Here is a 22,789-nt window from a genome sequence, read left to right on the forward strand (position 1 = left end):
CGCCTCCTAGGCTGGCGGGTATGCCGCGACGCCTGGGGACGCTGGAAGGCCGCACCTTCGCTGCGGTCCTGTTCGACATGGACGGCACGCTGATCGACTCGATCCCCGTGGTCATCCGGTCGTGGCTGCGGTGGGCGCAGGAGGAAGGCGTCGACCCCCACGAGCTGGCGGGCTTCCACGGGGTCCCGGCGCGTGGGGTCATCTCGGCGCTGCTGCCTCCGGACCGCGTGGACTCCGCCTTCGAGCGGATCGAGGCCATCGAGGTCGCCGACACCGAGGGCATCACCATCCTGCCCGGCACGCTCGACGCGCTCGCCGTCCTCACCGGCGACGTGGACCGGTGCGCCATCGCCACGTCCTGCACCCGACCCCTCGCGGACGCGCGCCTGGTCGCCACCGCACTGCCCGCGCCGCGGGTGGTCGTCACCGCGAGCGACGTGGCGCAGGGCAAGCCGCACCCTGACCCGTTCCTGCTCGCCGCCGCCCGGCTGGGGGTCGACCCGACCGACTGCCTCGTGGTCGAGGACGCCCCGGGCGGGCTCGAGGCGGCTCGCGCGGCAGGGTGCTCGACGCTGGCCGTCACGACGACGACCGTCGCCGCCGACCTGCTCGCCGACGCCGTGGTGGACACCCTCGCCGACGTGCGCTTCTCCGTCGAGTCCGGCCGGGTCACGCTCACCGCGCGGTAGCTCGCGGACGAGGCGGGCCGCGGGGCGGACCACCCGGCATACCTCGGTGTTATCCATTGCCAAAGGTGACGTTATAGTCGGATGCATTGTCATCTGCCGACGCGACGCGTCGCCCGTCCCAAGGAACGTTCCCATGCGCACCCGCTTGTCACTGCTCGCCCTCCTGCTGGCGGCCACCACCGCGCTCGCCGGCTGCGGCGGCTCCGCCAGTCCCGAGACCGACCTCGCCCGCGTCAAGGACGCCGGTGTCCTGAAGATCGGCACGGAAGGCACGTACTCGCCGTTCAGCTACCACGACCCGACGAACAACCAGCTCACCGGCTACGACGTCGAGGTCGCCAAGGCGGTCGCAGCCAAGCTCGGCGTGAAGGCCGAGTTCGTCGAGACGCCCTGGGACGCCATCTTCGCCGGGCTCACCTCGAAGCGCTTCGACGTCATCGCCAACCAGGTGACCCGCAACAGCGAGCGCGAGGGCCTCTACGGGCTCAGCTCCACCTACACCGTCTCCGAGGGCGTCATCGCGACCCGCGCCGACGACTCCTCGATCACCGGGCTGGCCGACCTCAAGGGCAAGACCACCGCGCAGAGCCTCACCTCCAACTGGGCGCAGGTCGCCAAGGACGCCGGAGCCAAGGTCGAGGGCGTCGAGGGCTTCACCCAGGCCGTCACCCTCGTGAAGCAGAAGCGGGTCGACGCGACGGTCAACGACAACCTGGCCGTCCTCGAGTACCAGAAGTCCACCGGCGACACCTCGATCAAGATCGCCGCGCAGACGGGTGAGACCTCCGAGCAGGTCGTCGCCACCCGCAAGAACTCGGACCTCGTCGCCGCCATCAACACGGCGCTCGACGAGCTGCAGAAGGACGGCACGCTGAAGAAGATCTCGGAGAAGTACTTCAGCACCGACGTCTCCGTGAAGCAGTAGTCCGGCGGTGAACGGGCAGACCTTCACGCTGGTCGGGGACAGCCTCTGGCCGATGCTCAAGGCCCTGGTGATCGGGACGATCCCGCTCACCGCGGCGAGCTTCGTCCTGGGACTGGCGCTCGCGCTCGTCGTGGCGCTCATGCGGCTGTCCCCGGTCAGACTGGTGTCGGGCGTCGCCCGCGTCTACATCTCCGTCATCCGGGGCACGCCGCTGCTGCTGCAGCTGTTCCTCATCTACTACGGCCTGCCCTCGGTGGGGGTGCAGTTCGACCCCTTCCCCGCCGCAGTGATCGCGTTGTCCCTCAACGTCGGTGGGTATGCCGCGGAGGTGATCCGGGCGGCCATCCTCTCGGTCCCCAAGGGTCAGTGGGAAGCCGCCTCGACCATCGGGATGGGTTACCCCACGACGTTGCGCAAGGTCGTCCTCCCGCAGGCCACCCGCAACGCCATCCCGCCGTTGTCGAACACGCTGATCTCGCTCGTCAAGGACACCTCGCTCGCCTCGACGATCCAGGTCACCGAGCTGATGCGCAAGGCGCAGGAGGTCGCGGCGCCGACCTTCCAGTTCTTCGAGCTCTACGCGGTGGCAGCGGCGTACTACTGGGTCGTGTGCCACCTCATGTCGGTCGCCCAGAACCGGTTGGAACAGCGAGAGAACAGGTACGTGGCGCGATGACTGACTCCGTGGGCTACTCCCCGACCAGGCAGGACCCGGACGAGGGCGCGCTGGTCTCCGTGCGCGGCCTCGCCAAGGCCTTCGGTGACAACCAGGTGCTGCGCTCGATCGACTTCGAGGTGCACGCCGGCTCGGTGACCGTCCTGATCGGTCCGTCGGGCTCGGGCAAGACGACGGTGCTGCGCTCGCTGAACGCCCTCGAGCGACCCGATGCCGGCCAGGTGCGGATCGGACACGTGGACGTCGACTTCTCCGGGGCCGTCGCCAAGGACGACCTGGTGCGACTGCGGGCGCAGAGCGGCATGGTCTTCCAGTCCCACAACCTGTTCCCCCACATGACCGTCCTCCAGAACGTCACGGTGGGTCCGGTCGTCGTCCAGAAGCGCCCGGCCGAGGAGGCCGAGCGCGAGGCGCGCGCCCTGCTCGAGGCGGTGGGCCTGGACGAGAAAGCCGACGCCTACCCGTTCCAGCTGTCCGGGGGCCAGCAGCAGCGGGTCGGGATCGCCCGGGCCCTGGCGATCCGGCCGCAGCTGATGCTCTTCGACGAGCCGACGTCGGCCCTCGACCCCGAGCTGGTCGGCGAGGTGCTCGCCACGATGAAGGACCTCGCCGCGCAGGGCTGGACCATGGTCGTGGTGACCCACGAGATCCGCTTCGCCCAGCAGGTGGCCGACCAGGTGCTGTTCATGGACGGTGGCGTGATCGTGGAGCGCGGCACGCCGGCCGAGGTGTTGTCGCGACCCCAGACCGGGCGGGCGCGCCAGTTCCTGCAACGGATCCTCGATCCCTTGTGACCGACCCCTTGTGACCGCCCCCTTGTGACCGACCCCTTGTGACCGACCCCGCCGTGATCCCGAGCGCCGTAGGGTGCGGTCATGGACGCTGACGTCATCGTGGTCGGAGCCGGCCTGGCCGGACTCGTCGCCGCAGCCGAGCTCGCCGACGCCGGACGCCGGGTGGTGGTGGTCGACCAGGAGAGCGCTGCCAACCTCGGTGGGCAGGCGCACTGGTCGTTCGGCGGGCTGTTCCTCGTCGACAGCCCGGAGCAGCGGCGGATGGGCATCAAGGACACCGTCGACCTCGCCTGGCAGGACTGGCAGGGCTCGGCCGGTTTCGACCGCCTCGACGACGAAGACCGGTGGGGGGCCCAGTGGGCTCGCGCGTACGTCGACTTCGCCGCAGGGGAGAAGCGGTCCTGGTTGCACGAGCAGGGGATGCGGTTCTTCCCCGTCGTCGGCTGGGCGGAGCGCGGCGACGGGTCGGCGTCGGGCCACGGCAACTCCGTGCCGCGGTTCCACATCGTCTGGGGCACCGGTCCCGGGGTGCTGGCGCCGTTCCTGCGTCGGGTCGAGGAGCACGTCGCGGCCGGACGCGTCGAGCTGCGGCACCGCCACCAGGTCGACGGGCTGGTCACCAGCGACGGCACCGTCACCGGCGTCCGCGGGACGCTGCTGGCCGACGACTCCGCCTCCAGGGGCAGGCCGACCAGCCGTGACGCCGTGGGCGAGTTCGAGCTGACCGCCCAGGCTGTGGTCGTCACCAGCGGCGGCATCGGCGCCAACCACGACCTGGTCCGCGCCAACTGGCCCGAGCGACTGGGCGCGCCGCCGGAGCACATGCTCACCGGGGTGCCGGCCCACGTCGACGGCCGGATGCTCGGCATCACCGAGGCCGCGGGCGGCCGGCTGGTCAACCGCGACCGCATGTGGCACTACGTCGAGGGCATCGAGAACTGGGACCCGATCTGGCCCTCCCACGCGATCCGCATCCTGCCCGGGCCGAGCTCGCTCTGGTTCGACGGCAACGGCGACCGGCTCCCTGCCCCGCTCTTCCCGGGGTTCGACACCCTCGGCACCTTGGCCCACCTGCGCCAGACCGGGCACGACCACAGCTGGTTCGTCCTGACGAAGAAGATCATCGGCAAGGAGTTCGCGCTCTCCGGATCGGAGCAGAACCCCGACCTGACGGGTAAGTCGGTCAAGGACGTGCTGGGTCGCGCGCGGGCCGACATGCCTGGGCCGGTGCGGGCGTTCCTCGAGAAGGGAGCCGACTTCGTCTCGGCCGACACCCTGCGCGAGCTGGTCGACAAGATGAACGCCCTCACCCCCGACGCCCCCCTCGACTTCGCCCACCTCGAGCGGCAGGTCGTCGAGCGCGACCGCCAGATCGAGAACGAGTTCAGCAAGGACGCGCAGGTCACCGCGGTCCGTGGGGCGCGGAACTACCGTGGCGACAAGCTGATCCGCACCGCCACCCCGCACCGCATCCTCGACCCCAAGGCCGGACCGCTCATCGCGGTGCGCCTCAACATCCTCACCCGCAAGACCCTCGGCGGACTGGAGACCGACCTCTCGTCGCGCGTCCTGTCCGCGTCGGGTGAGCCGGTGCCCGGCCTGTATGCCGCGGGCGAGGTCGCCGGGTTCGGTGGCGGTGGGATGCATGGTTACCGCGCACTCGAGGGCACCTTCCTGGGTGGCTGCATCTTCTCCGGCCGCACCGCCGGACGGGCCGCCGCGGCAGCAACGGCCTGACGCGGTCGGTCAGGGGAGGCGGTCGCGGACGATGCCGTCGAGCACTCCGAGGGGCACGCTGCCCCCGTCGAGCACGGCGTCGTGGAAGGCCTTGATGTCGAAGGCGTCGCCCTGGCGCTCCTGCGCCTCGCGGCGGATGCGCAGGATCTCGAGCCGGCCGACCATGTAGCCGCACGCCTGGCCGGGCAGCACGGCATACCGGTTGACCTCGCTGGTGACGTTGGCGGTGGACATCGGCGAGTTGGCCACCAGGTAGTCGATCGCCTGCTGGCGGCTCCAGCCCAACGCGTGCAGCCCCGTGTCGACGACGAGCCGGCAGGCGCGCACCGAGTCCATGGTCAGCATGCCGAGCCGGGCCAGTGGCGTGGAGTAGAGCCCCATCTCGTCGGCCAGCCGCTCGGTGTAGAGCCCCCAACCCTCGGCGTAGGCGTTGAAGACGGTGTGCCGTCGCAGGGCCGGCATGTCGGTCAGCTCGGCGGCGATGGCGAGCTGCAGGTGGTGGCCCGGGATGCCCTCGTGGTAGCTGAGCGCCTCGATCTCGACGCGGCCCCAGGCGGAGGGATCGGACGTGTTGACGTAGAAGACGCCGCCTCGGGAGCCGTCGTCCGAGGGCGGGTAGTAGAAGCCGAGCGCGCCCTGCGTGGTGGTCTTGATCGCGCAGTCGGCTGCGGGCAGCCGGTTGAACCAGGCCGGCATCTCGGCCCGCGCCCGGGCGAACGCGGTCTCGCACTCGGCCAGGATCTCGGCGGCGTCGTGGTGGCGTAGTGCCGGGTCGGTGCGCAGGCGCTGATAGATCGCGGGCACGTCGGTGGTGCCGAGGACCTCGCCCCCGAGGGTCGAGTACTCCTCCTCGAGCGAGGCGATCTGGCGCAGGCCGAGGTCGTGGATCTCCTGGGCGCTCAACGTCGTGGTGGTGTTGGCGGCCAGGGCGCGCGCGTAGGCCTGCTCGCCGTCGGGCAGCCAGACCAGTCCGCACTTCTCGTCGGGTCGGGTGTGGGCCGCCACCTCGTCGACCAGGACGTCGCGGTACTCGTGGAGCCCGGGTCGGATCTCGTGCTCGATGGCGTGGGTCAGCCGGGCCCGCCACGCGTCGACGTCGACGTCGGTGGGCAGGTCGGCCGTCTTGAGCAGCGGGTCCTCGGACAACGGCGTGGCCAGCCAGGCGTCGAGCTGCGGGACCGTGTCGGCGACGGCGAACGCGGCCGGGGTGCGCCCGGAGGCGACCCCCTCGCGGTGTCGCTGGGCGGTGTCGCGCAGGTACTGGCCCATGCCGTGGAACTTGGCCACCATCGCCTCCGCGACGTCGGCGTTGGGGATGGCGAGGTTCGCCACGGTGAGTGGGAGGTCGACCTGGGGGCCGAAGACCGGGTTGACCGCGAACTCGGCGGCGCGACTCTCCTTGGTGTCGGCCGCGCTGGTGGCCTGGAACGAGACGACGTCGCGGGTGGCGCGGTCCTGCAGGCTCAACCCGTCGTCCGGGATCGCGGCAGCCCGCGCGGCGAACTCACGCGAGGCGGCGATGAGGTCGTCGTCCGCGGCCCGGCTCGCGTCGTCGAAACGGTCGGCGAACCGGTAGTCACCCACCATGTGCGCCCAGCTCGGGCTCGTCCTCATCCAGTGGTCGTGGTAGTCGTCAGCCAGGCGTCGCACGTCGTCCGTCATGTCCCCGAACGTACCTGCCCCGTCGGACGGTCGCGCTCCATTTCCGGTCCGGCCCACCCGGGTTGAGGTGAAGCGGACTTCACCCTGCACACTCGGTGGGTGAGCTTCGACGACGGGGGACCCGACGCTGCGGTGGAGCGCGCCCGGCTGCGGGACGATGTGGACTTCCGGCGCTACTGGCTCGCGCGGATGGCCAGCCTCCTCGGGTCGCTGGTCACGGCCATCGCGATGCCGGTGCTGGTCTACCGACTCAGCGGCTCGACCACCCTCACGGCGCTGACGACGACCCTCGAAGCGCTGCCCTACCTGATCTTCGGCCTGTTCTCCGGAGCGGTCGGCGACCGCTTCGACCGCAAGCGGGTGATGGTGCTGGCCGACCTCGCGAACGTCGTCGTGGTCGGGTCGGTCCCGGTCGCCTGGTGGTTCGGCGGGCTCACCGTGCCGCACGTCCTGGTCGCGGGGTTCCTCGCCCAGTCCCTGTTCACCTTCTTCGACGGCGCCAACTTCGGCGCCCTGCCCGTGCTGGTCGGCCGCGACCGGGTGGGGGAGGCCAACTCCGCGGTCTGGGGGGTCGGCGGGATCCTCGACCTGACCGTGCCCGCGGGGGTGGGGCTGGCGCTCGCCGTGGTGCACCCGGCCGACCTGCTGGCCGTCGACGCCCTCACCTTCCTCGTGTCCGCTCTGGTCGTTCGTTCGATCGGCCGAGCCATGTCCGTGGCCCGGGAGCGTTCTGCGGCAAGGGGTTTCGCGTCCGTGCGGGCTGACATCCGCGAGGGTGTGCGCTTCCTCTGGCGGCACCACGGGGTGCGCTCCAACTCGGTGATCGGAGCGCTGCAGTCGGTCGCCGGTGCCGGCTTCATGGCGCTCGCGGTGCCCTGGTGCGACCGCGTGCTCCGGATCGGCACGTCGGGATGGCGGTTCGGGCTCGTCTTCAGCGCCTGGGGTGTCGGTGGGATCCTCGCGGCCTGGCTGACGCCTCGCCTGCTGCGTCGCTTCTCCGCCGCCCGGCTCACCCTCAGCTGGATCCCGGTCTCCGCCGCCTTCGGACTGCTCGTCGCACTGTCGACCCACTGGCTGCTCGCGGTGCTGTTCATGGTCGGCTGGGGCATCGCCTACCAGCTGGTGATCATCAACTCCCTGAACTACCGCCAGCAGGTCACGCCCGAGCACCTGCTGAGCCGCGTCAACACCGCCGGCCGGATGCTCTCCTGGGGACTCGGGTGGACCATCGGCGCCCTGCTGGCCGGCGCGCTCGCCGACCAGGTGGGAGTCCGCCCCGCCCTGCTCACGGTCGTGGGTGTGGGGCTTGCCGCCGCGGCCTACGCCTGGCTCTCACCGCTGCGGCGGATCGCGCTGGTCGACGCGGCCGCACGCGCCGGCACGCCGGCCTGACCCGGCCAGCCCTCGGACCCTGCCCCGGTTCCGGGCCCGGTGGTCACGCGCGGGCGGGGACCCCGGCCTGACCGAGCAGCCGGACCAGCACGGCGACCGCGCCGAGCCCGACGACGATGATGCCCGCGGTGAGGACGGTCATGCCCAGCCAGTTCGACTGGAACGCCTGCGGCACCAAGCGAGTCGGCACGGCGGCGACGCCGATGAACGCACCCCACAGCCCGGCATACGTCCCGATCATGTTGCCGGCGTGGGCGCGGATGTTGCCACGCCGTGCGTTCCACAGCCCGAGGCTCAGGGTGACGATCGTGAAGGCGCTGAGGCCGTGGATCCACGAGAAGCTGCCTGGGCGCAGCTGCTGGATCCAGAACGAGCTGAACGCGGTGAAGTACATGAGCACCAACCAGATCCGGCCGATCGTCCGGTGTGGGCGGTCGCCCCGCTTGCGCCGCAGCACGTTGACGGCACCGAACACCATGGCGAACGACGCGGCGAACGCATGGATGGCGATCAGGACGTTCCACGAGTGGTCCACGACGGCTCCTGTTGGATAGTGACGCTATCCACTGTATGCCGCGTGCCCGAGCCCGCGCAAACCCCCACCTCCCAGCCGCGTCACCGCGGATGGTTGGGGTGGGCTAGAGGTACTGGCCGGTCGGCCCGCTGTCGCCGGTGTCGGGGCGCAGCCCGGGGGGCGCGGCCACGCCCGGCCCGCCCTCGGGCGCGTGGCCCGGGGGGAGTGCCCGGCGGATCTGCTGGAGCTGCTGCTGGGCGGCCATCTGCTGGGCGAAGAGCGCGGTCTGGATGCCGTGGAACAAGCCTTCCAGCCACCCCACCAGCTGCGCCTGCGCGATCCGGAGCTCGGCATCGGTGGGTGCCACGTCGTCCTTGAAGGGCAACGCGATCCGCTCCAGCTCGTCGATCAGCTCCGGGGCCAGGCCGTCCTCGAGCTCCTTGATCGAGCGCCGGTGGATCTCGGCGAGCCGGACCCGGCCGGCCTCGTCGAGGGGCGCGTTGCGCACCTCCTCGAGCAGCTGCTTGATCATCGACCCGATCCGCATCACCTTGGCGGGCTGCTCGACGAGGTCGGCCGGGTTCGTGGGGCCGTCCTCGCCGTCGTGGTGCGGCGCGACACCCATGCCGTCCTGGGTCACGACGACGACGCGTTGCTGTCCGTCGTTCCCGCCGGTCTGATCCCCCTGCTGGCCCTGCATCTCCGGCCCGTCGCCGTGCTGGTCGCTCATGGCTCCGACACTACAGCGGGGACTCGGCCGCCTCGGCCCCGGTGGAAGCCGCCCCCCGACCAGCCCACGTCGGTGGATCTCCGTCCTAGTCCGCCCGCCGTGTCATCGCGGGCGCCCGCCGGATCGCGAGGGCCGACAGCGCCCCGGCCAGAAGGGGCACCCCGAGCACCACGAGGAGCAACGGCGTCCACGGGATCGCGAGGTAGGGCCCGGTCGTGTGGTCGACGCCCGTGACGGCGTCGTACTCGTAGCTGACCGTCAGCGGATAGGTGATCGCGATGCCGGGAACGAGACCGACGGCGATGCCGAGGACGGCCCCCACGAACCCGACCACCATCGCCTGGGCGGCGGCGAACGCGCGTCGGGTGCGGCGGGTTGCGCCGACAGCGGCGAGGGTGCCGGAGTCGGCCTGCTGCTCGGCCATCGACAGGGCGGTCGAGATCAGCGTGACGATCAGCAGGAGCAGCGCGGCGACGCCCATCATGATCTTCATGGCCAGCTCGTCGTAGCGTTGGAAGCCGCGCTCGACGTAGAGCCCACCCTCGTCGCCCACCAGCTCGTCGAGCTGCTTCTCGGAGGCCTCGTCGATGGCACCGCCGTCCGGAGCGCGGAGCAGGACCATCACCTGGAAGGTGGGCCAGCCCAACCGCGTCGCCGTCTCCGGGGTCACGAAGGCCCCGGTCTGGGCCGGCATCGCACCACTGCGTCCGCTCGGGGCCACGGCAACCACTGGGAGCTCGGTGGTCGCCGTCGTCACGACGTCGGTGGGCGAGTAGGTGCTCTGGTCCATCACGAAGGTGCCGCGCGCGACGGAGAGGGTGGACGCCTTCGCCAACGCTGGCACGCCCACGGCGATCCCACCCTCGTCGATGACCCTGCCCTGCGCCTCGGACAACCGCAGCCGCGCCTTGATCTCGCTCGCCGGGAGCACGCCGACCTGGCCACTGTCGTAGGACAACGTCCCGAGGGCGCTGCAGAGTCCTTGCGGACCATTGCGGTCGAGGGCCTTCTGGACGGTGCACCCCTGGGGTAGGGCTGCGACGAACGGCTGGGGCTTCGCAGGGCCGGCCGACGACGGGCCCCCGAACGGGTCCTCGGGACCGCGGACGAGCAGCAGCGGGGTGCTGCGCACGGCTCCCCCGACCTTGCCCAGCGCCGCGTCGACCGAGAGCTGTGTCTCGGCGTCGCCGGTGTAGATGGTGCCCTCACCCGGCAGGGCCTGGGGCTGGTAGGTCGCCATCTGCTGCTTGGTGTCGCTGGCCAGCCCGATGCTGAAGGCAGTCAGCGCGACGACCCCCGCGAGGATCGCGGCCACGGTGGGGGTCGACCGGCTGCGGTGCCGGGCGGCGTCACGGATCGCGATCCGTGGGGCCACCGGGAACCGCGCAGCGAGCGCGCCGAACGCGACGAGGATCGCCGGCACGAGGAGGAGGGTGCCGAGCACCAGAGCGACGGCACCCCCCGCGACGCGGAAGTCGCCGCCGGCCTGCACCCGGGCCGCGGACAGGACGACCGCACCGCCGAGCAGCGCGAGGACGAGCCCGACGACCGGGACCACCTTGTTGAGCCTGGGCGACACGCTCTGGCCGCGCATCACGCCGATGATGTCGAGCCGGCCGAGTCGCAGGGAGGGTAGGAGGGCCGCGACCACGGCGCTGAGCACGGCGCAGGGCACGAGGATCGCGAAGGCACCCCACGGGAGGTCGAGGCCGATCGAGGCGAAGGACGACTCAGGGTGGGTGCTGACCCACCACCACAGTCCCGCGCGCACCGCGAGGGTCCCGAGGACCACGCCGCCGAGCGCCGAGATGACGCCGAGGACGAGCGCCTGAGCGAGCACCGTGCGCCGCAGCTGGCGGGTCTCGGCTCCGTTGGTGGCGGCCAGGGCGAGGGTGCGACGCTGGCGCGTCGCGCTGACCGCGAAGGCCGGGCCGACCAGCAAGGTGGTGAGGATGAACAGCATCACCCCGCCGATGACCGCGATCATCCGGCCGGTGTCCTGGGTGAAGTCGCTCTGGGGTCGGAGCTCGGGCGGCAGGGCGCTGTCCGGCGGCGGGTTCTCGAGGACGGCACGGCTGTACACGGTCAGGCCGTAGGTGTTGAGCCGTTGGACATCCTCCCAGCTCACCGGGCTCCCATCGAGCAGCACCCACGACCCGGCAGCTCCGACGCCACTGGCGTCAGGGCCGGCGCCGTCCGGCAGCGACGGCACCACGAAGTCGGGCATCCCTCCCCACTCCAGCAGCGCGCTCGCGGTGCCCACGACCTGCACCGAGCGCTCCGTCCCGCTCGCGGACAGGATCACCGAGCCGGAGCGCGGCAGCCCCTTGCGCTCGCCGGCCGGCGTGATGACGATCTCGTCAGGTCCGTTGCCCCAGGAGCCCGAGCTGAGCCGAGCCTTGTCACCGAGGTCCACGCCGCGGGGGTCGGCCACCAGTCCGGAGACGCGGACCCGGCGGTCGCCGATCACGAGCCGCATCTGGGTCTCACCGACCGCGACGGCGGTCCCTCCACCGACCAGCCGACCGATCGCCGCGGCGTTGTCCGACGGCGAACCATCGGCCGTGAAGCCGGGGATCGTGGCGGCCGGGTTGTCGTCGCTCCACCCGGTGCCACCTTGGTTGGGGTCGGGCGTCTGTTGCATCTTCCCCGTCTGGGGGCCTTGGACGAGCGCCTGGCCCGGGCCCATCCGGGCGGTGATGAGGTCGCCCGCGTCAGCCTGCTCGGTGGCGCCCAGGGTCGCTGCGCCGGCGAGCAGCCCGACCGGGATGGCGACCATGAGGAAGACGAGGACGGACCGGCCCTTGTGGCGACGGAGGTCGCGCTTGGCCATGCGCAGGGCCACCCGCCAGGACGCCCGCCACCGGGAGAGGCGCGAGCTCTTCACCTCTGCGCGGTCAGAGTCTTCCGAGAGGCCGGCGGGTGTCCTGGGTTCCATGAGGGTGGTCATGGTCGGCGCCTCAGGCAGTCGGCTCGAGGAGCGCTTCGGCCGTCTCGGCCGAGCCCGTGCTGTCGACCACCACTCCGTCGCGCAGGAAGACCACCCGGTCGGCCCACGCCGCGTGGCGCGCCTCGTGCGTGACCAACAGGCCGGCAGCGCCGGCGTCGCAGCGCTCACGCAGGACGCGGAGCACTCCCTCGCCGGTGTGGGAGTCGAGCGCACCGGTGGGCTCGTCGGCCAGGACCAGTCGGCGGTCGCCGACCAGCGCGCGGGCGATGGCGACCCGCTGTTGCTGGCCGCCCGACATCTTGTCGGGGTAGCGGTCGGCGAGCTCCTGCACCCCGACCATCGTCAACGCGTCGATGGCGCGTCGGCGAGCCCGGCTGACCCGCTGGCCGTCGAGCTCGAGCGGCAGCGCGACGTTCTCGACCGCGGTGAGCGACGGGATGAGGTTGAAGTCCTGGAAGACGAACCCGACCCGGCGCCGCCGGAGCCGGGCCAGCGCGTCGCCCCTGAGGGTGCCGATGCTCTGCCCTTCGATGAGGACCTGTCCGCTCGTGGCCGCGTCGAGCCCGCCCGCGAGGTTGAGCAGGGTCGACTTGCCCGAGCCGCTCGGCCCCATGACGGCCACGAGCTCGCCGGCACGCACCTCGAGGCTGACCCCGGCCAGGGCGCGGACGGCGGTGCCGTCGGTGCCGTGCACCCGGGTGACGTTGTCGAGCCAGAGGATGACCTCGCGGTCGTGGTCGGTGCTGCTCATCGTGGTGCCCCCTTGGTCGTCGTGCTGCGATCGTCTGCGATGGCCCCCATCGCAGGGTCAGTCGTGCTGCTCGCGGTGGTTGCGCTCGTGGCCCGCCGCGGGCGGTTCGCCTCGCGCACCAGCCGGGCCTCGACGTGGTCGAGCCAGCGGACCTCGGCCTCGCCGGCGTAGATGAGGTTCTCCAGCACCAGCAGCCAGGCGAGGTCGACCTGACCGTCACCGTCCTCGGCCGCCTCGTGGTGGGTGGTCGCCCGTTGCTTGAGGCGGGTGAGGTCCTGGAGGTGCCGCAGCGTCGCGGTGCGCTGGGTCTGCACGACGCGGTGCACGTCGACCCCCTCGACGGTGACGGCGAGCGCGAGCTTGATGACCAGCTCGTCGCGCGGGGTCGTCTCGCGGGTGACCGGGGAGACCCACCACCGGGCGACCTCGGCGTGCCCGGTGCGCGTCAGGCGGTAGGAGATGCGGCCCTCGGCGTCTTCGCCGATGGCCTCGACGAACCCGTCTCGCTCGAGGCGGGCCAGCGTCGTGTAGACCTGCCCGACGTTCAGCGGCCAGGTCCCCCCGGTCCTGGCCTCGAACTCGGAACGCAGCCGCGCGCCATACATCGGCTCCGTCGCCAGCAGGGCCAACAGCCCCTGTTTGACCGACATGCCGCCCCGCTCCCCTCGGTGTCCCCGACATACCCAGCGTGTCCCCTACATACCCAGTATCACCACTGGTGAGGAGATGTATACCGAGTATCTACCCGGCGCGTCAAGCACCTCGGGTCAGTCAGCGGGCGAGCAGGACTGCGGCCAGGGCGAGGGCGCCGGGGAGGGCCTGCACGAGGAGGATCCGGCGGCTGGCGGTGGCCGCACCGTAGAGCCCGGCGACGACGACGCAGAGCAGGAAGAAGACCTGGAACCCGAAGCGCAGGTGCTCGGGTCCGACCAGGCCCCAGATGAGCCCCGCGGCGAGGAACCCGTTGTAGAGCCCCTGGTTGGCGGCCAGCGCCTTGGTCTGTTGGGCGAACTCGGGCGTCAGCCCGAACGCAGCCTGTCCGCGCGGAGTGGTCCACAGGACCATCTCCAGCACCACGATGTAGACGTGGATGAGGGCGACCAGGACGACGAGCACGGTGGCGACGGCGGTCATGGCCTCAGCGTGGCAGACGAGAGGCGACCGGACGCCCGACTCGCCGGATCCCGGCACGAGGGGCGCCACCGAAGACAGCGCCACCTAAGACAGCGCCACCGAGGACCGCGCCATCGAAGGCAGCGTGGGTGACGGCGGTCAGGTCGTGAGCAGGATCTTGCCGATGTGTCCGCTGTCCTCGAGCTCGCGGTGCGCCTCGCCCGCATCGGCGAGCGAGTGCCGACCGTGCACCACCGGCACGACGCGGCCCGACTCGACCAGCGGCCAGACGTGCTCACGGACCGCAGCGACGATGGCGGCCTTCTCGTCGGCCGGCCGGGCCCGCAGCGATGTGGCGATCACGGCCACCCGCTTGCGCAGCATGAGCCCGAGGTCGATCTCCGCCTTGGCCCCGCCCTGCAGCCCGATGACGACCAGCCGACCGTTGACGGCGAGCGCCTCGACGTTGCGGGACAGGTACTTCGCGCCCATGTTGTCGAGGATGACGTCGACGCCGGCACCACCGGTCGCCGCCCGCACCTCCTCGACGAAGTCCTGCTCGCGGTAGTTGACGAGGATCTCGGCGCCCAGCGCGCGGCAGGCTTCGAGCTTGGCGGCCGAGCCCGCCGTCACAGCGACCCGGGCGCCGACCTCACGAGCCAGCTGGATGGCCATGGTGCCGATGCCCGACGAGCCACCGTGGACGAGGAAGGTCTGGCCGGGCAGCAGGTTGGCGGTCATGAACACGTTGGACCACACCGTGCTGACCACCTCGGGGAGCGCGGCAGCGTCCTCCAGCGAGACCCCTGCCGGCACCGGCAGGAGCTGCCCGGCGGGCACGCACACCAGCTCGGCGTAGCCACCGCCCGACAGCAGGGCGCACACCTCGTCGCCCACGGACCACTCGTCCACGCCGTCGCCCAGGGCGTCCACGGTGCCGCTGACCTCCAGCCCGGGGTAGTCGGGAGCACCCGGCGGTGGTGGGTAGAAGCCCATCCGCTGCATCACGTCGGCCCGGTTCACCCCGGCCGCCGCGACGCGCACCCGCACCTCACCGGGCGCGGGCTGGGGGTCGGGGACGTCGGCCAGGACGAGCGCTGACGCGTCGCCGGGCTCCGGGATGGTGATCGCCTTCACGGGTCGAGCCTATGGCGGGCGCGGTCGAGGTCCTCGGCGGTGTCGACGTCCAGGGCGGCGTGGTCCCCCACGGACACCGTGGCTGTGCGCAGCGGGTCGAGCAGCCGCATCAGCGGGGTGCCGGCCGCAGGCTGCGGCACCGCAGCGCGCAGCGCTGAGGCCCGGTATGCCGCGAGCAGCGGTTGGAGGCGTCCGTCGCCGTCGCGACCGATCACCGCGTCGAGGTCGGGGGAGCGCTCGAGGGTGGCCACCAGCTCGGGAGCCGGCCCCGCGGCATACGGCATGTCGCCACCGAGCAGGACGAGGACGGGACCGTCGAGCAGGGGGAGGGCGGCGGCGATCGCGGCCACCGGGCCGCCACCGGGCGGGTCCTCGCGGCACCAGGTGACCGCTCGACGCGTGGGTCTCGCAGCGCCCACGCAGACGACCGGCCAGTCGCCCGGGAGGTGGTCGAGCAGGTGGTCGAGCAGGGAGCTGCCCGCGAGGTCGGCCCGGGTCTTGTCGCCGCCGAACCGCCGACCCTCGCCCCCGCACAGGACCACGGCGGTCGCCAGCGTCGAGGTGGTGTCGTCCGAGGTCACCGGCCCATTGTGGGGGCTTCGTGGGGGTTCCGGGAGGGTGCGGGTCGGGTCTAGGTTGACGAGATTCGACGATCTCGGAGGAGAAGTGATGACGCTCGAGAGAAGGACGTTTCTGAAGGGGAGCGCGGCAGTGGCAGGGGGCGTGGCGATCGCCGGGCCGTTTGCCGGACTGGTGGCAGGGCCTGCATCGGCGATCGGTGCAGCGCCCTTCCGTGGCCTGCGCGCGACGCCCGACCTGCGTGACGGCAAGGTGCGCCTGCACCTGCCCGAGGGCTTCAGCTATCGCTCGTTCCACGACACCCAGTCGGTGCCGCCGCCGCTCGTCGACGGCAAGACCATGCCGGGACGCCACGACGGCATGGGTGCCTTCGAGGGACCGGACGGAGCCGTGACCCTGATCCGCAACCATGAGGTCGCCGGCACCGGGGCTCCCTTCGGGGCGGTGGGATCGTGGACCTACGACATGGGTGCCCGTGGTGGCTGCGTGCACGTCGACGTCACCGGCGAGGGTGAGGTGCTGGGCGCGCACACTGCCATCAACGGGACCGCGAACAACTGCTCCGGCGGCCAGATGCCCTGGGGCGCCTGGGTGACCTGTGAGGAGACGGTCAACGGGCCCGACGTCGGACCGGACTTCACCGGAGCCTCCAATGCGGGCTTCACCAAGAAGCACGGCTATGTCTTCGAGGTCCCGGTCACGGGGCGCTCGGCGGCGATGCCGATCACCCGGGCGGGTCGGTTCTCCCACGAGGCGGTGTCGTTCGACCCGCGTGAGGGTCGGCTCTACCTGACCGAGGACAACTTCGCCTTCCCGTCGGGCTTCTACCGCTACACGCCGGGCACCAACCCGATGGAGAGCGGCCACCTCGACAACGACGGACACCTGCAGATGCTGGCCGTCAAGGGACAGCCGAACGCCCACCTCGAGGCGCACCAGGACAAGGGAGCGGTCTACTCCGTCGAGTGGGTGGACATCGCCGACCCCGACCCGACCTTCGCGCCGGGCCCCGGCGGGGTGCTGCCCACGAACGACTCCGCACTGGTGGCGGTCGGCGACCAGGGTCGGGCGCTGGGTGCAGCCGGCTTCTCACGGCTCGAGGGCCAGATCTACGACAACGGCGTCGTCTACTTCACCTCGACCCAGGGTGGTGGCGACGCCGAGACCGGAGCAGAGCTGGTTGCCGGCTACGGCAACGGTTTCGGCCAGGTGTGGGCCTACGACACCCGCTCCGAGAAGCTCCGCCTCGTCTACCAGTCGCCGGGCAAGCAGACCTTCGACTTCCCCGACAACATCACGGTCAGCAACCGCGGCACCCTGGTCGTGTGTGAGGACAGCAACCAGGACAACTACGTCCGTGGACTCAACCAGGGCGGCCAGCTCTGGGACATCGCTCTCAACCGGGCGGCCAACGCCAACGGCACGCCGCGGTTCGACGACGAGTTCGCCGGCTCGACCTTCAGCCCGGACAAGTCGACGTTGTTCGTCAACATCCAGGCCAGTGCCGGCCTCACCTTCGCCATCTGGGGGCCGTGGCACACGATCGGCGTCTGACCGCTGCCGCCGTCGGCCGGCCCGCAAGGGTCAGCCGGCGGCGGTGGGCCGGCGCGGCGGACACGTGGACGTCGCCAGGTACTCGAAGTGCCACCACTCGTTGTCATAGGTGCGACAGATGCCGTATGCCGCGCCGTGAGCCTGCAGCCACGTCGCCGCGGCCTGGGGGTGGACGTCGATGGCGTAGCCCTTCACGTGGGCCGACGCCGTCGGCGAGAGCACCCACTTCGACGCCTCGGCGCGCGAGCCGTACTTCGCGACCGCGCGGTCGAGGAGGATCTGCTGCCACTGCTCGCTGCGCCACGCCGACCTGATCTCAGGCGCGAGGCCGGCCGCCCGGGCGTCGGCGAAGGCGCGCTGGAAAGCCGCCGCGGCCGAGGCCTGCATGTTCGTCGTGCCGGGAACGGCCGCCGACAGGGCCAGGCTCATCGTGGGCGCAGGGATCCGATCGGTGACCACCGGTTGAAAACCATTGACACCACTAGCTTTTGCGTTGCTCTTCGCACTCGAAGTCGACGAGACCTGCGGGTTGGACTTCCTGCCCGCCGGCTTCGCCGCCGGGGGTGGGTTGCCGCCAGCTGACCCCTGACGCGCTTGGCGAGTGGCCGCGGAGGGGTGGTCGGCGTCGTCGCCGTGCCACGCGGCATACCCGGCAGTCGCTGCGGACGCGACGAGGAGGGCGGTCACGAGGAGGGTGCGGCGAAGGCGCTGTCGTCGCCGCCGCCCTGCCGACACGTGTGTCGTCGTGCGCATGACCTCACCCCCGTCGCCGCGGTCGCCTCGATTCTGGCAGCCGAGCGGGTGAAGTCAGCGGACCCCGCCGATGCGGGCCGACAGCGTGGCGGCGGCGCGCGAGACGGCGGCGACGAGCCTGGCGCGCTCGGTCTCGTCGACGCCGTCGCGGGGGAAGGTCAGGGCAACACCCGCGACAGGGTGGCCGGTGTGGTCCAGGACGGCCTGGGCCACCGACGACAGACCGGCGCTCACCGAGTCGTCCTCGGTGGCGTAGCCACGGGTGCGGACCTCGGTCAGCTCGCGCCGCAGCTCGCTGACCGAGGTCGGCCCGTGCCCGTCGCGCTGGACCAGGGTGTCGCGGTGCGGGAAGAGGGCCCGCACCTGCGCGGCGGGCAACCGCGCCAGCATGGCCAGCCCACTGGCGGTGAGCGTCGCCGGCAGCCGGACCCCGACGTCGGTGACGAGCAGCGGGCGACCGGGCGCGCGCTCCTCGATGACGTAGAGGACGTCGCGGCCGTGCAGGACGGCGAGGTGGGCGTTGTGGGTGGTCTGGTCGACGAGCCGCCCGAGCAGTGGTCGGGCGATGCGCTGCAGCGGCGCCTGCCTCTGGTAGGCCGAGCCGAGCTCGAAGGCGGCGACGCCCAACCCGTAGCGGCGCTCCTCCTCCAGGTGGGTGACGAAACCGGCGTCGCGCAGCACCGCGAGCAGGTGGTAGGTCGTCGAGCGGGGGAGCCCCAGCTCGCGGGCGATCGACCCGGCGGGGAGGGGCTCGGTGTGCCGGGCCAGCAGGGTGAGGAGGGTCAGGGCGTGCCGGGCGGCGGGTGCGTTGGCCACGCAGGCAGTGTCTCAGGTGCGAGACGTGCGACGGTATGCCGCGGACTCAAGCTCGGGTGACGAGCACCCCGTCCTCGTCGGCGAACAGCCGCTGCCCCGGCGCGAAGTCGACGCCTCCGAAGCTGACCACGACGTCCCGCTCACCGATCCCGTCCTTGGCGCTCTTGCGCGGGTTCGAGCCCAGCGCGAGCACGCCCAGGGAGAGCTCGCGCAGGGCCACGACATCGCGCACCGCGCCGTGGATCACGACCCCAGCCCACCCATTGGCGACCGCGCTGGCGGCGATGAGGTCACCCATCAGGGCTGACTCGAGCGAGGCGCCACCGTCCACGACCAGGACGCGCCCGGCACCGGGCTCGGTGAGGGTGGCCTTGACCATCGCGTTGTCGCGGTGACACCGGATCGTCGTGACCACGCCCTCGAACGAGGTGTGGCGCCCGTAGTGGCGGAGCTGCACGGAGCAGGACTGGAGCTCCTCGCCCCGCTCGTCGTAGAGGTCGGCCGTCGACACCGCGCCCATCAGGAGGCCGTCACGACTTGGGTGCCTTGACCGCCAGTACCGGCGCATCGGCCTCGAGGAGGACGGTCTGCGCGGCGCTGCCCATGATGAGCTTGCCCACCGGGGTGCGACGTCGCAGGCCGATGACGATCAGCTCGGCGTTCGTCTCCTCCGCGACCCGGAGCAGCTGGTCGGCCGGGTCGCGGGCCTCGATCGCCTGGGCGACCTCGTGCTCGACCCCCGACGCGTCGAGCTTTGCCTTGACCGCGTCCCAGTCCGCCTCCGAGGCGTACCGCGGGTCGACGAGGGCGTCACCCCGGCTGACGTTGAGGACGACGAGGCGGACACCCCGCAGGACGGCCTCCTCGATCGCGCGGTCGAGGGCCGCCTGACCCTCCGGGCGGGGCACGTAGCCCACGACGATCGCCATGGTCAGGTTCCTTCGGTGTTGGGGGTCAGGTGCGGGACGTGGTGCGTGCCGTCGCCGTCGTCGTCCCCGGCCCGGCTGGAGCGGACTCGGTCGATGACCACGGGCGCCACGACGAGGATGACCGCGAGGGCGTAGACCACCTTCGCGAAGGGCGTGTTGATGAGTCCGGACAGCGCACCGTCGCTGATCTGCAGGGCCTGGCGCAGCTGGTACTCGGCCACCGGTCCGAGGATGATGCCGATGATCGCGGGCACCACGGGTAGGCCGTAGCGGCGCATGAAGAACCCGAGGATGCCGATGATCAGCAACAGCCACAGGTCGAAGGCCGACGTGTTCGTGGCGTAGGCGCCGATGCTGGCGAAGAACAAGATGCCCGAGTAGAGGTAGGGGCGGGGGATGTTCAGCAGCTTGGCCCAGACGGTCGCCAGGGGCAGGTTGAGGGCGAGCAGGATGGTGTTGCCGATGAACAGGGATGCGATGAGCGCCCACACCAGCTCCGCGTGGTCGCTCAGCAGCCGCGGACCCGGGTCGATGCCGTAGCTCTGGAAGGCGCCCAGCATGACGGCGGCGGTCGCCGTGGTGGGGATGCCGAGGGTCAGCAGCGGCACCAGGCCTCCGGCGGCCGAGGCGTTGTTGGTCGCCTCGGGCCCGGCGACACCCTCGATGGCTCCGTGCCCGAACTCCTCGGGGTGCTTGCTGAGCTTGCGCTCCAGCGCGTAGGACAGGAACGTCGGGATCTCGGCGCCACCGGCGGGGATCGCGCCGAACGGGAAGCCGATCGCAGTGCCCCGCAGCCACGGCTTCCAGGAGCGGCGCCAGTCCTCACGGCCCATCCTGGCGCCGTCCACCTGCACGACCTCGGCGTGTCCGCGACGAAGGTGGGCCGCGACCCACAGGGCCTCGCCGACGGCGAAGAGCCCGACCGCCACGACGACGACGTCGATGCCGTCCGCCAGCTGCGGGATGCCGAGGGTGAGTCGCTGCTGACCGCCGGCGGACCTGTCGATCCCGATGGTGCCGATGAGCAGGCCGATGCCCAGGGAGGCGAGCCCGCGGATCTTGGACGACCCCAACACGGTGGTGACCGCGATGAAGGCCAACAGCATGATGGCAAACTTGTCGGGGGCTCCGAGCTTGATCGCCAGCTTGACGATCTCCGGCGCCAGGAGCGCCAGGCCGAGCGTGCCGATGGTGCCGGCGATGAAGGACCCGATGGCGGCCGTGGCGAGTGCTGCCGCGCCGCGGCCCTTCTTGGCCATCTTGTTGCCCTCGATGGCAGTGATGACCGACGCACTCTCGCCCGGAGTGTTGAGCAGGATCGAGGTGGTCGAGCCGCCGTACATGCCGCCGTAGTAGATGCCGGCGAACATGATGAAGGCCTGGGTCGCCTCGAGACGCAACGTCAGCGGCAGGAGCAGGGCGATGGTCATGGCCGGGCCGATGCCCGGCAGCACACCGATGGCGGTACCGAGCACGACGCCGATCACGGCGTAGAGCAGGTTGACCGGCGTGAGGGCGGTGCCGAAACCGTCGATGAGGGCGTTGATGCCGTCCATCACAGAATTCCCTTCAGCAGGCCGACGGGGAGCTTGATGTCCAACCCGAGGTAGAACAGGTACCAGGACCCCACGGACAGCAGGATCGCGATCAGGGCCATCCGCACGTAGTGCCGTGCGCCCAGCGCGAAGGTCGTCCCGAAGAAGAGGATCGCGCCGGAGATCGGCCAGCCCACGCGTTCGATCAGCAGCGCATTGGCCACGAACGCCCCGACCAGGAGTCCGATGGTGCGCCAGTCGCTGCCGTGCGAGAGGTCGACGTCCTCGCCGCCCTCGGCCTCACCACGACCACCGCGGACCAGATCGACCACGAGCAGGACAGCCATCGCGACCAGGAGCGCGCCGACGGCGATCGGCATGGTCTTGGCGCTGACCGGGCCGCGGGAGGCCGTGTCGGTGAGACTCAGGCCGTCGACGATGGCCCAGGCGCCGAGGACCAGGAGAAGGAGGGCCACCCCGTACTCGGAGCGGCCTCCCTTCTCCGTGGTCGTTGCCGTGGTGGACATCAGGCCAGGCCCAGTTCCTTGAGGATGCTGGAGACGCTGTCGTTCTGGGCGGTGAGGAAGGTCTTGAACTCGTCACCGGTCTGGAACGCGTCGGTCCAGCCCTGCTTGGCCAGGGTGTCCTTCCACTGCTGGGAGCCGTGCATCGCGGTCACGAGGTCGACGTACTGCTTGGTCTTGGCCTCGCTGAGCCCGGGAGGGCCGACGATCCCGCGCCAGTTGGTGAACTCCATGTCGATGCCGAGGCTCTTCAGGGTGGGGGCGTCGACACCCTCCACGGGCTCCGCGCTGGTCACGGCGAGGATCTTGACGTCACCCGACTTGGCCTGCTCGGCGACCTCGCCGATGCCGGTCGCCGCGAACGCAACCTTCTTGCCGAGCACGCCCGTGAGGAGCTCACCGCCGCCGTCGTACGCGACGTAGTTGACGTCCTTGGGCGTCACGCCCACGGCCTTCGCCAGCAGCATCGGGGTGAGGTGGTCGGGACCACCCGGGTTGGAGGCGCCGCCCACGGGCACCTTGCCCGGGTTGGCCTTCCAGGCGGCGACGAGCTTGTCGAGGGTGTCGTAGGGGGAGCCCTTCGGCACGACGATGGCCTCCGACTCCTCGATCAGCTTGGCGATCGGGACGGTGTCGTTGAGCGTGGCCTTCGACTTGTTCGTGTAGACGGCCCCGACGACGCCGAGCCCCATCTGCATGAGGATGTCGTCGTTGCCCTTCTCGTTGACGAGCCGCTGCAGCCCGACCGTGCCACCGGCGCCGGCGGAGTTGAACACCTCGATGCTCTCGGCGAGCTTGGCGTCCTGCATGGCCTTGGCCGCGAGGCGGGCGGTGGTGTCGTAGCCGCTGCCGGGGGAGTTGGGGACGAGGATCCGCAGGCCCTTGACGGGTCCGGACGAGCTGCTGGCGTCGGACGACGCGTCGTCGCCGCTCACGCCACAGGCGCTGAGGGCGAGACCGGCGACCGTGGCGGCGGCCACGATCTTGAGGGGGGTCCGTACACGCACGGGTGACTCCTTTGTCTGAGGG

General features: G+C 71.3%; 23 protein-coding genes. 7 read left to right on the forward strand and 16 right to left on the reverse strand.

The features are described from left to right. Positions 1-20 precede the first annotated feature (20 nt). From AC1DWJ_RS16920 to AC1DWJ_RS16940, 5 genes are all read left to right on the forward strand, one after another. Entirely contained in the window at positions 21-689 is a 669-nt protein-coding gene (locus AC1DWJ_RS16920) for an HAD-IA family hydrolase (RefSeq protein WP_477621439.1), read from the forward strand. 133 nt (positions 690-822) lie between these two features. Next, on the forward strand, positions 823-1,614 hold the full coding sequence (locus tag AC1DWJ_RS16925) for an amino acid ABC transporter substrate-binding protein (protein WP_457254929.1): 792 nt from the start codon (positions 823-825) through the stop codon (positions 1,612-1,614). Between the two features lie 52 nt (positions 1,615-1,666). After that, positions 1,667-2,290, forward strand: coding sequence for an amino acid ABC transporter permease (locus AC1DWJ_RS16930; RefSeq protein ID WP_457255189.1), 624 nt, complete (start codon positions 1,667-1,669; stop codon positions 2,288-2,290). Then, positions 2,287-3,084, forward strand: coding sequence for an amino acid ABC transporter ATP-binding protein (locus AC1DWJ_RS16935; protein ID WP_477621440.1), 798 nt, complete (start codon positions 2,287-2,289; stop codon positions 3,082-3,084). Before AC1DWJ_RS16930 ends, AC1DWJ_RS16935 begins: the two co-directional genes overlap by 4 nt. 81 nt (positions 3,085-3,165) lie before the next feature. Continuing rightward, the gene (locus AC1DWJ_RS16940) at positions 3,166-4,821 is read left to right on the forward strand and encodes an FAD-binding dehydrogenase (RefSeq protein WP_477621441.1); all 1,656 of its coding nucleotides are present in this window, start codon (positions 3,166-3,168) and stop codon (positions 4,819-4,821) included. A 9-nt stretch (positions 4,822-4,830) separates the two neighbouring features. Here the strand turns inward: AC1DWJ_RS16940 and AC1DWJ_RS16945 are convergent, their stop codons facing one another. Further along, a complete protein-coding gene (locus AC1DWJ_RS16945; RefSeq protein WP_477621442.1) occupies positions 4,831-6,483 on the reverse strand; it encodes a DUF885 domain-containing protein in 1,653 nt (550 codons plus the stop codon). 99 nt (positions 6,484-6,582) lie between these two features. Here AC1DWJ_RS16945 and AC1DWJ_RS16950 point away from each other — a divergent pair, with 99 nt between their 5' ends. Then, on the forward strand, positions 6,583-7,875 hold the full coding sequence (locus tag AC1DWJ_RS16950) for an MFS transporter (protein ID WP_477621443.1): 1,293 nt from the start codon (positions 6,583-6,585) through the stop codon (positions 7,873-7,875). A gap of 43 nt (positions 7,876-7,918) precedes the next feature. Here AC1DWJ_RS16950 and AC1DWJ_RS16955 read toward each other — a convergent pair whose 3' ends face one another. The 8 genes from AC1DWJ_RS16955 to mobA form a co-directional block, all read right to left on the reverse strand. Beyond that, the gene (locus tag AC1DWJ_RS16955; protein WP_477621444.1) at positions 7,919-8,410 is read right to left on the reverse strand and encodes a DUF2306 domain-containing protein; all 492 of its coding nucleotides are present in this window, start codon (positions 8,408-8,410) and stop codon (positions 7,919-7,921) included. Positions 8,411-8,513: 103 nt separating this feature from the next. After that, on the reverse strand, positions 8,514-9,119 hold the full coding sequence (locus tag AC1DWJ_RS16960; RefSeq protein ID WP_477621445.1) for a bacterial proteasome activator family protein: 606 nt from the start codon (positions 9,117-9,119) through the stop codon (positions 8,514-8,516). 85 nt (positions 9,120-9,204) lie between these two features. Beyond that, positions 9,205-12,069 (reverse strand): ABC transporter permease, encoded by a 2,865-nt coding sequence (locus tag AC1DWJ_RS16965; protein ID WP_477621446.1) that lies wholly within the window; start codon positions 12,067-12,069, stop codon positions 9,205-9,207. 10 nt (positions 12,070-12,079) lie between these two features. Beyond that, positions 12,080-12,820 (reverse strand): ABC transporter ATP-binding protein, encoded by a 741-nt coding sequence (locus AC1DWJ_RS16970; RefSeq protein WP_477621447.1) that lies wholly within the window; start codon positions 12,818-12,820, stop codon positions 12,080-12,082. Further along, entirely contained in the window at positions 12,817-13,470 is a 654-nt protein-coding gene (locus AC1DWJ_RS16975) for a PadR family transcriptional regulator (RefSeq protein WP_457254941.1), read from the reverse strand. The genes AC1DWJ_RS16970 and AC1DWJ_RS16975 overlap by 4 nt, the downstream gene beginning before the upstream one ends. A 121-nt stretch (positions 13,471-13,591) precedes the next feature. After that, complete coding sequence (locus tag AC1DWJ_RS16980; protein ID WP_457254942.1) at positions 13,592-13,954, reverse strand: DUF1304 domain-containing protein; 363 nt, start codon at positions 13,952-13,954, stop codon at positions 13,592-13,594. A gap of 138 nt (positions 13,955-14,092) precedes the next feature. Continuing rightward, a complete protein-coding gene (locus AC1DWJ_RS16985) occupies positions 14,093-15,070 on the reverse strand; it encodes an NAD(P)H-quinone oxidoreductase (protein ID WP_457254944.1) in 978 nt (325 codons plus the stop codon). After that, the gene (mobA, locus tag AC1DWJ_RS16990) at positions 15,067-15,651 is read right to left on the reverse strand and encodes a molybdenum cofactor guanylyltransferase (RefSeq protein ID WP_477621448.1); all 585 of its coding nucleotides are present in this window, start codon (positions 15,649-15,651) and stop codon (positions 15,067-15,069) included. The genes AC1DWJ_RS16985 and mobA overlap by 4 nt, the downstream gene beginning before the upstream one ends. 88 nt (positions 15,652-15,739) lie before the next feature. Here mobA and AC1DWJ_RS16995 point away from each other — a divergent pair, with 88 nt between their 5' ends. After that, positions 15,740-17,203, forward strand: a complete 1,464-nt coding sequence (locus tag AC1DWJ_RS16995; protein WP_477621449.1) for a PhoX family protein — start codon at positions 15,740-15,742, stop codon at positions 17,201-17,203. Between the two features lie 30 nt (positions 17,204-17,233). Here the strand turns inward: AC1DWJ_RS16995 and AC1DWJ_RS17000 are convergent, their stop codons facing one another. From AC1DWJ_RS17000 to AC1DWJ_RS17030, 7 genes are all read right to left on the reverse strand, one after another. Beyond that, the gene (locus AC1DWJ_RS17000) at positions 17,234-17,662 is read right to left on the reverse strand and encodes a D-alanyl-D-alanine carboxypeptidase family protein (RefSeq protein ID WP_477621450.1); all 429 of its coding nucleotides are present in this window, start codon (positions 17,660-17,662) and stop codon (positions 17,234-17,236) included. A 348-nt stretch (positions 17,663-18,010) separates the two neighbouring features. Then, entirely contained in the window at positions 18,011-18,772 is a 762-nt protein-coding gene (locus tag AC1DWJ_RS17005) for an IclR family transcriptional regulator (RefSeq protein ID WP_457254951.1), read from the reverse strand. A 46-nt stretch (positions 18,773-18,818) separates the two neighbouring features. Then, positions 18,819-19,292: a ribonuclease E activity regulator RraA gene (gene rraA, locus AC1DWJ_RS17010; RefSeq protein ID WP_477621451.1), complete on the reverse strand. Its 474-nt coding sequence runs from the start codon at positions 19,290-19,292 to the stop codon at positions 18,819-18,821. 10 nt (positions 19,293-19,302) lie between these two features. Continuing rightward, positions 19,303-19,701: a universal stress protein gene (locus AC1DWJ_RS17015; protein WP_457254953.1), complete on the reverse strand. Its 399-nt coding sequence runs from the start codon at positions 19,699-19,701 to the stop codon at positions 19,303-19,305. Positions 19,702-19,703: 2 nt separating this feature from the next. Continuing rightward, positions 19,704-21,257 carry a tripartite tricarboxylate transporter permease gene (locus tag AC1DWJ_RS17020; RefSeq protein ID WP_457254954.1) on the reverse strand — a complete coding sequence of 518 codons (1,554 nt, stop codon included), beginning with the start codon at positions 21,255-21,257 and terminating at the stop codon, positions 19,704-19,706. Beyond that, positions 21,257-21,763 (reverse strand): tripartite tricarboxylate transporter TctB family protein, encoded by a 507-nt coding sequence (locus AC1DWJ_RS17025; RefSeq protein WP_477621452.1) that lies wholly within the window; start codon positions 21,761-21,763, stop codon positions 21,257-21,259. Before AC1DWJ_RS17025 ends, AC1DWJ_RS17020 begins: the two co-directional genes overlap by 1 nt. After that, complete coding sequence (locus AC1DWJ_RS17030; protein ID WP_457254957.1) at positions 21,763-22,767, reverse strand: Bug family tripartite tricarboxylate transporter substrate binding protein; 1,005 nt, start codon at positions 22,765-22,767, stop codon at positions 21,763-21,765. The genes AC1DWJ_RS17025 and AC1DWJ_RS17030 overlap by 1 nt, the downstream gene beginning before the upstream one ends. Positions 22,768-22,789 lie beyond the last annotated feature (22 nt).

This window comes from Pedococcus sp. P2_D7 (genome assembly GCF_056404295.1).

Excerpts from the sequence above, each read along its gene's own strand:
- AC1DWJ_RS16995 (WP_477621449.1), top strand. The coding sequence starts at position 15,740 with ATGACGCTCGAGAGAAGGACGTTTCTGAAGGGGAGCGCGGCAGTGGCA.
- AC1DWJ_RS16980 (WP_457254942.1), bottom strand. The coding sequence starts at position 13,954 with ATGACCGCCGTCGCCACCGTGCTCGTCGTCCTGGTCGCCCTCATCCAC.
- AC1DWJ_RS16965 (WP_477621446.1), bottom strand. The coding sequence starts at position 12,069 with ATGACCACCCTCATGGAACCCAGGACACCCGCCGGCCTCTCGGAAGAC.
- AC1DWJ_RS16975 (WP_457254941.1), bottom strand. The coding sequence starts at position 13,470 with ATGTCGGTCAAACAGGGGCTGTTGGCCCTGCTGGCGACGGAGCCGATG.
- rraA (WP_477621451.1), bottom strand. The coding sequence starts at position 19,292 with ATGGGCGCGGTGTCGACGGCCGACCTCTACGACGAGCGGGGCGAGGAG.
- AC1DWJ_RS16960 (WP_477621445.1), bottom strand. The coding sequence starts at position 9,119 with ATGAGCGACCAGCACGGCGACGGGCCGGAGATGCAGGGCCAGCAGGGG.
- AC1DWJ_RS16920 (WP_477621439.1), top strand. The coding sequence starts at position 21 with ATGCCGCGACGCCTGGGGACGCTGGAAGGCCGCACCTTCGCTGCGGTC.
- AC1DWJ_RS17025 (WP_477621452.1), bottom strand. The coding sequence starts at position 21,763 with ATGTCCACCACGGCAACGACCACGGAGAAGGGAGGCCGCTCCGAGTAC.
- AC1DWJ_RS16935 (WP_477621440.1), top strand. The coding sequence starts at position 2,287 with ATGACTGACTCCGTGGGCTACTCCCCGACCAGGCAGGACCCGGACGAG.
- AC1DWJ_RS16970 (WP_477621447.1), bottom strand. The coding sequence starts at position 12,820 with ATGAGCAGCACCGACCACGACCGCGAGGTCATCCTCTGGCTCGACAAC.
- AC1DWJ_RS17020 (WP_457254954.1), bottom strand. The coding sequence starts at position 21,257 with ATGGACGGCATCAACGCCCTCATCGACGGTTTCGGCACCGCCCTCACG.
- AC1DWJ_RS16940 (WP_477621441.1), top strand. The coding sequence starts at position 3,166 with ATGGACGCTGACGTCATCGTGGTCGGAGCCGGCCTGGCCGGACTCGTC.
- AC1DWJ_RS17015 (WP_457254953.1), bottom strand. The coding sequence starts at position 19,701 with ATGGCGATCGTCGTGGGCTACGTGCCCCGCCCGGAGGGTCAGGCGGCC.
- AC1DWJ_RS16945 (WP_477621442.1), bottom strand. The coding sequence starts at position 6,483 with ATGACGGACGACGTGCGACGCCTGGCTGACGACTACCACGACCACTGG.
- AC1DWJ_RS16930 (WP_457255189.1), top strand. The coding sequence starts at position 1,667 with ATGCTCAAGGCCCTGGTGATCGGGACGATCCCGCTCACCGCGGCGAGC.
- AC1DWJ_RS16925 (WP_457254929.1), top strand. The coding sequence starts at position 823 with ATGCGCACCCGCTTGTCACTGCTCGCCCTCCTGCTGGCGGCCACCACC.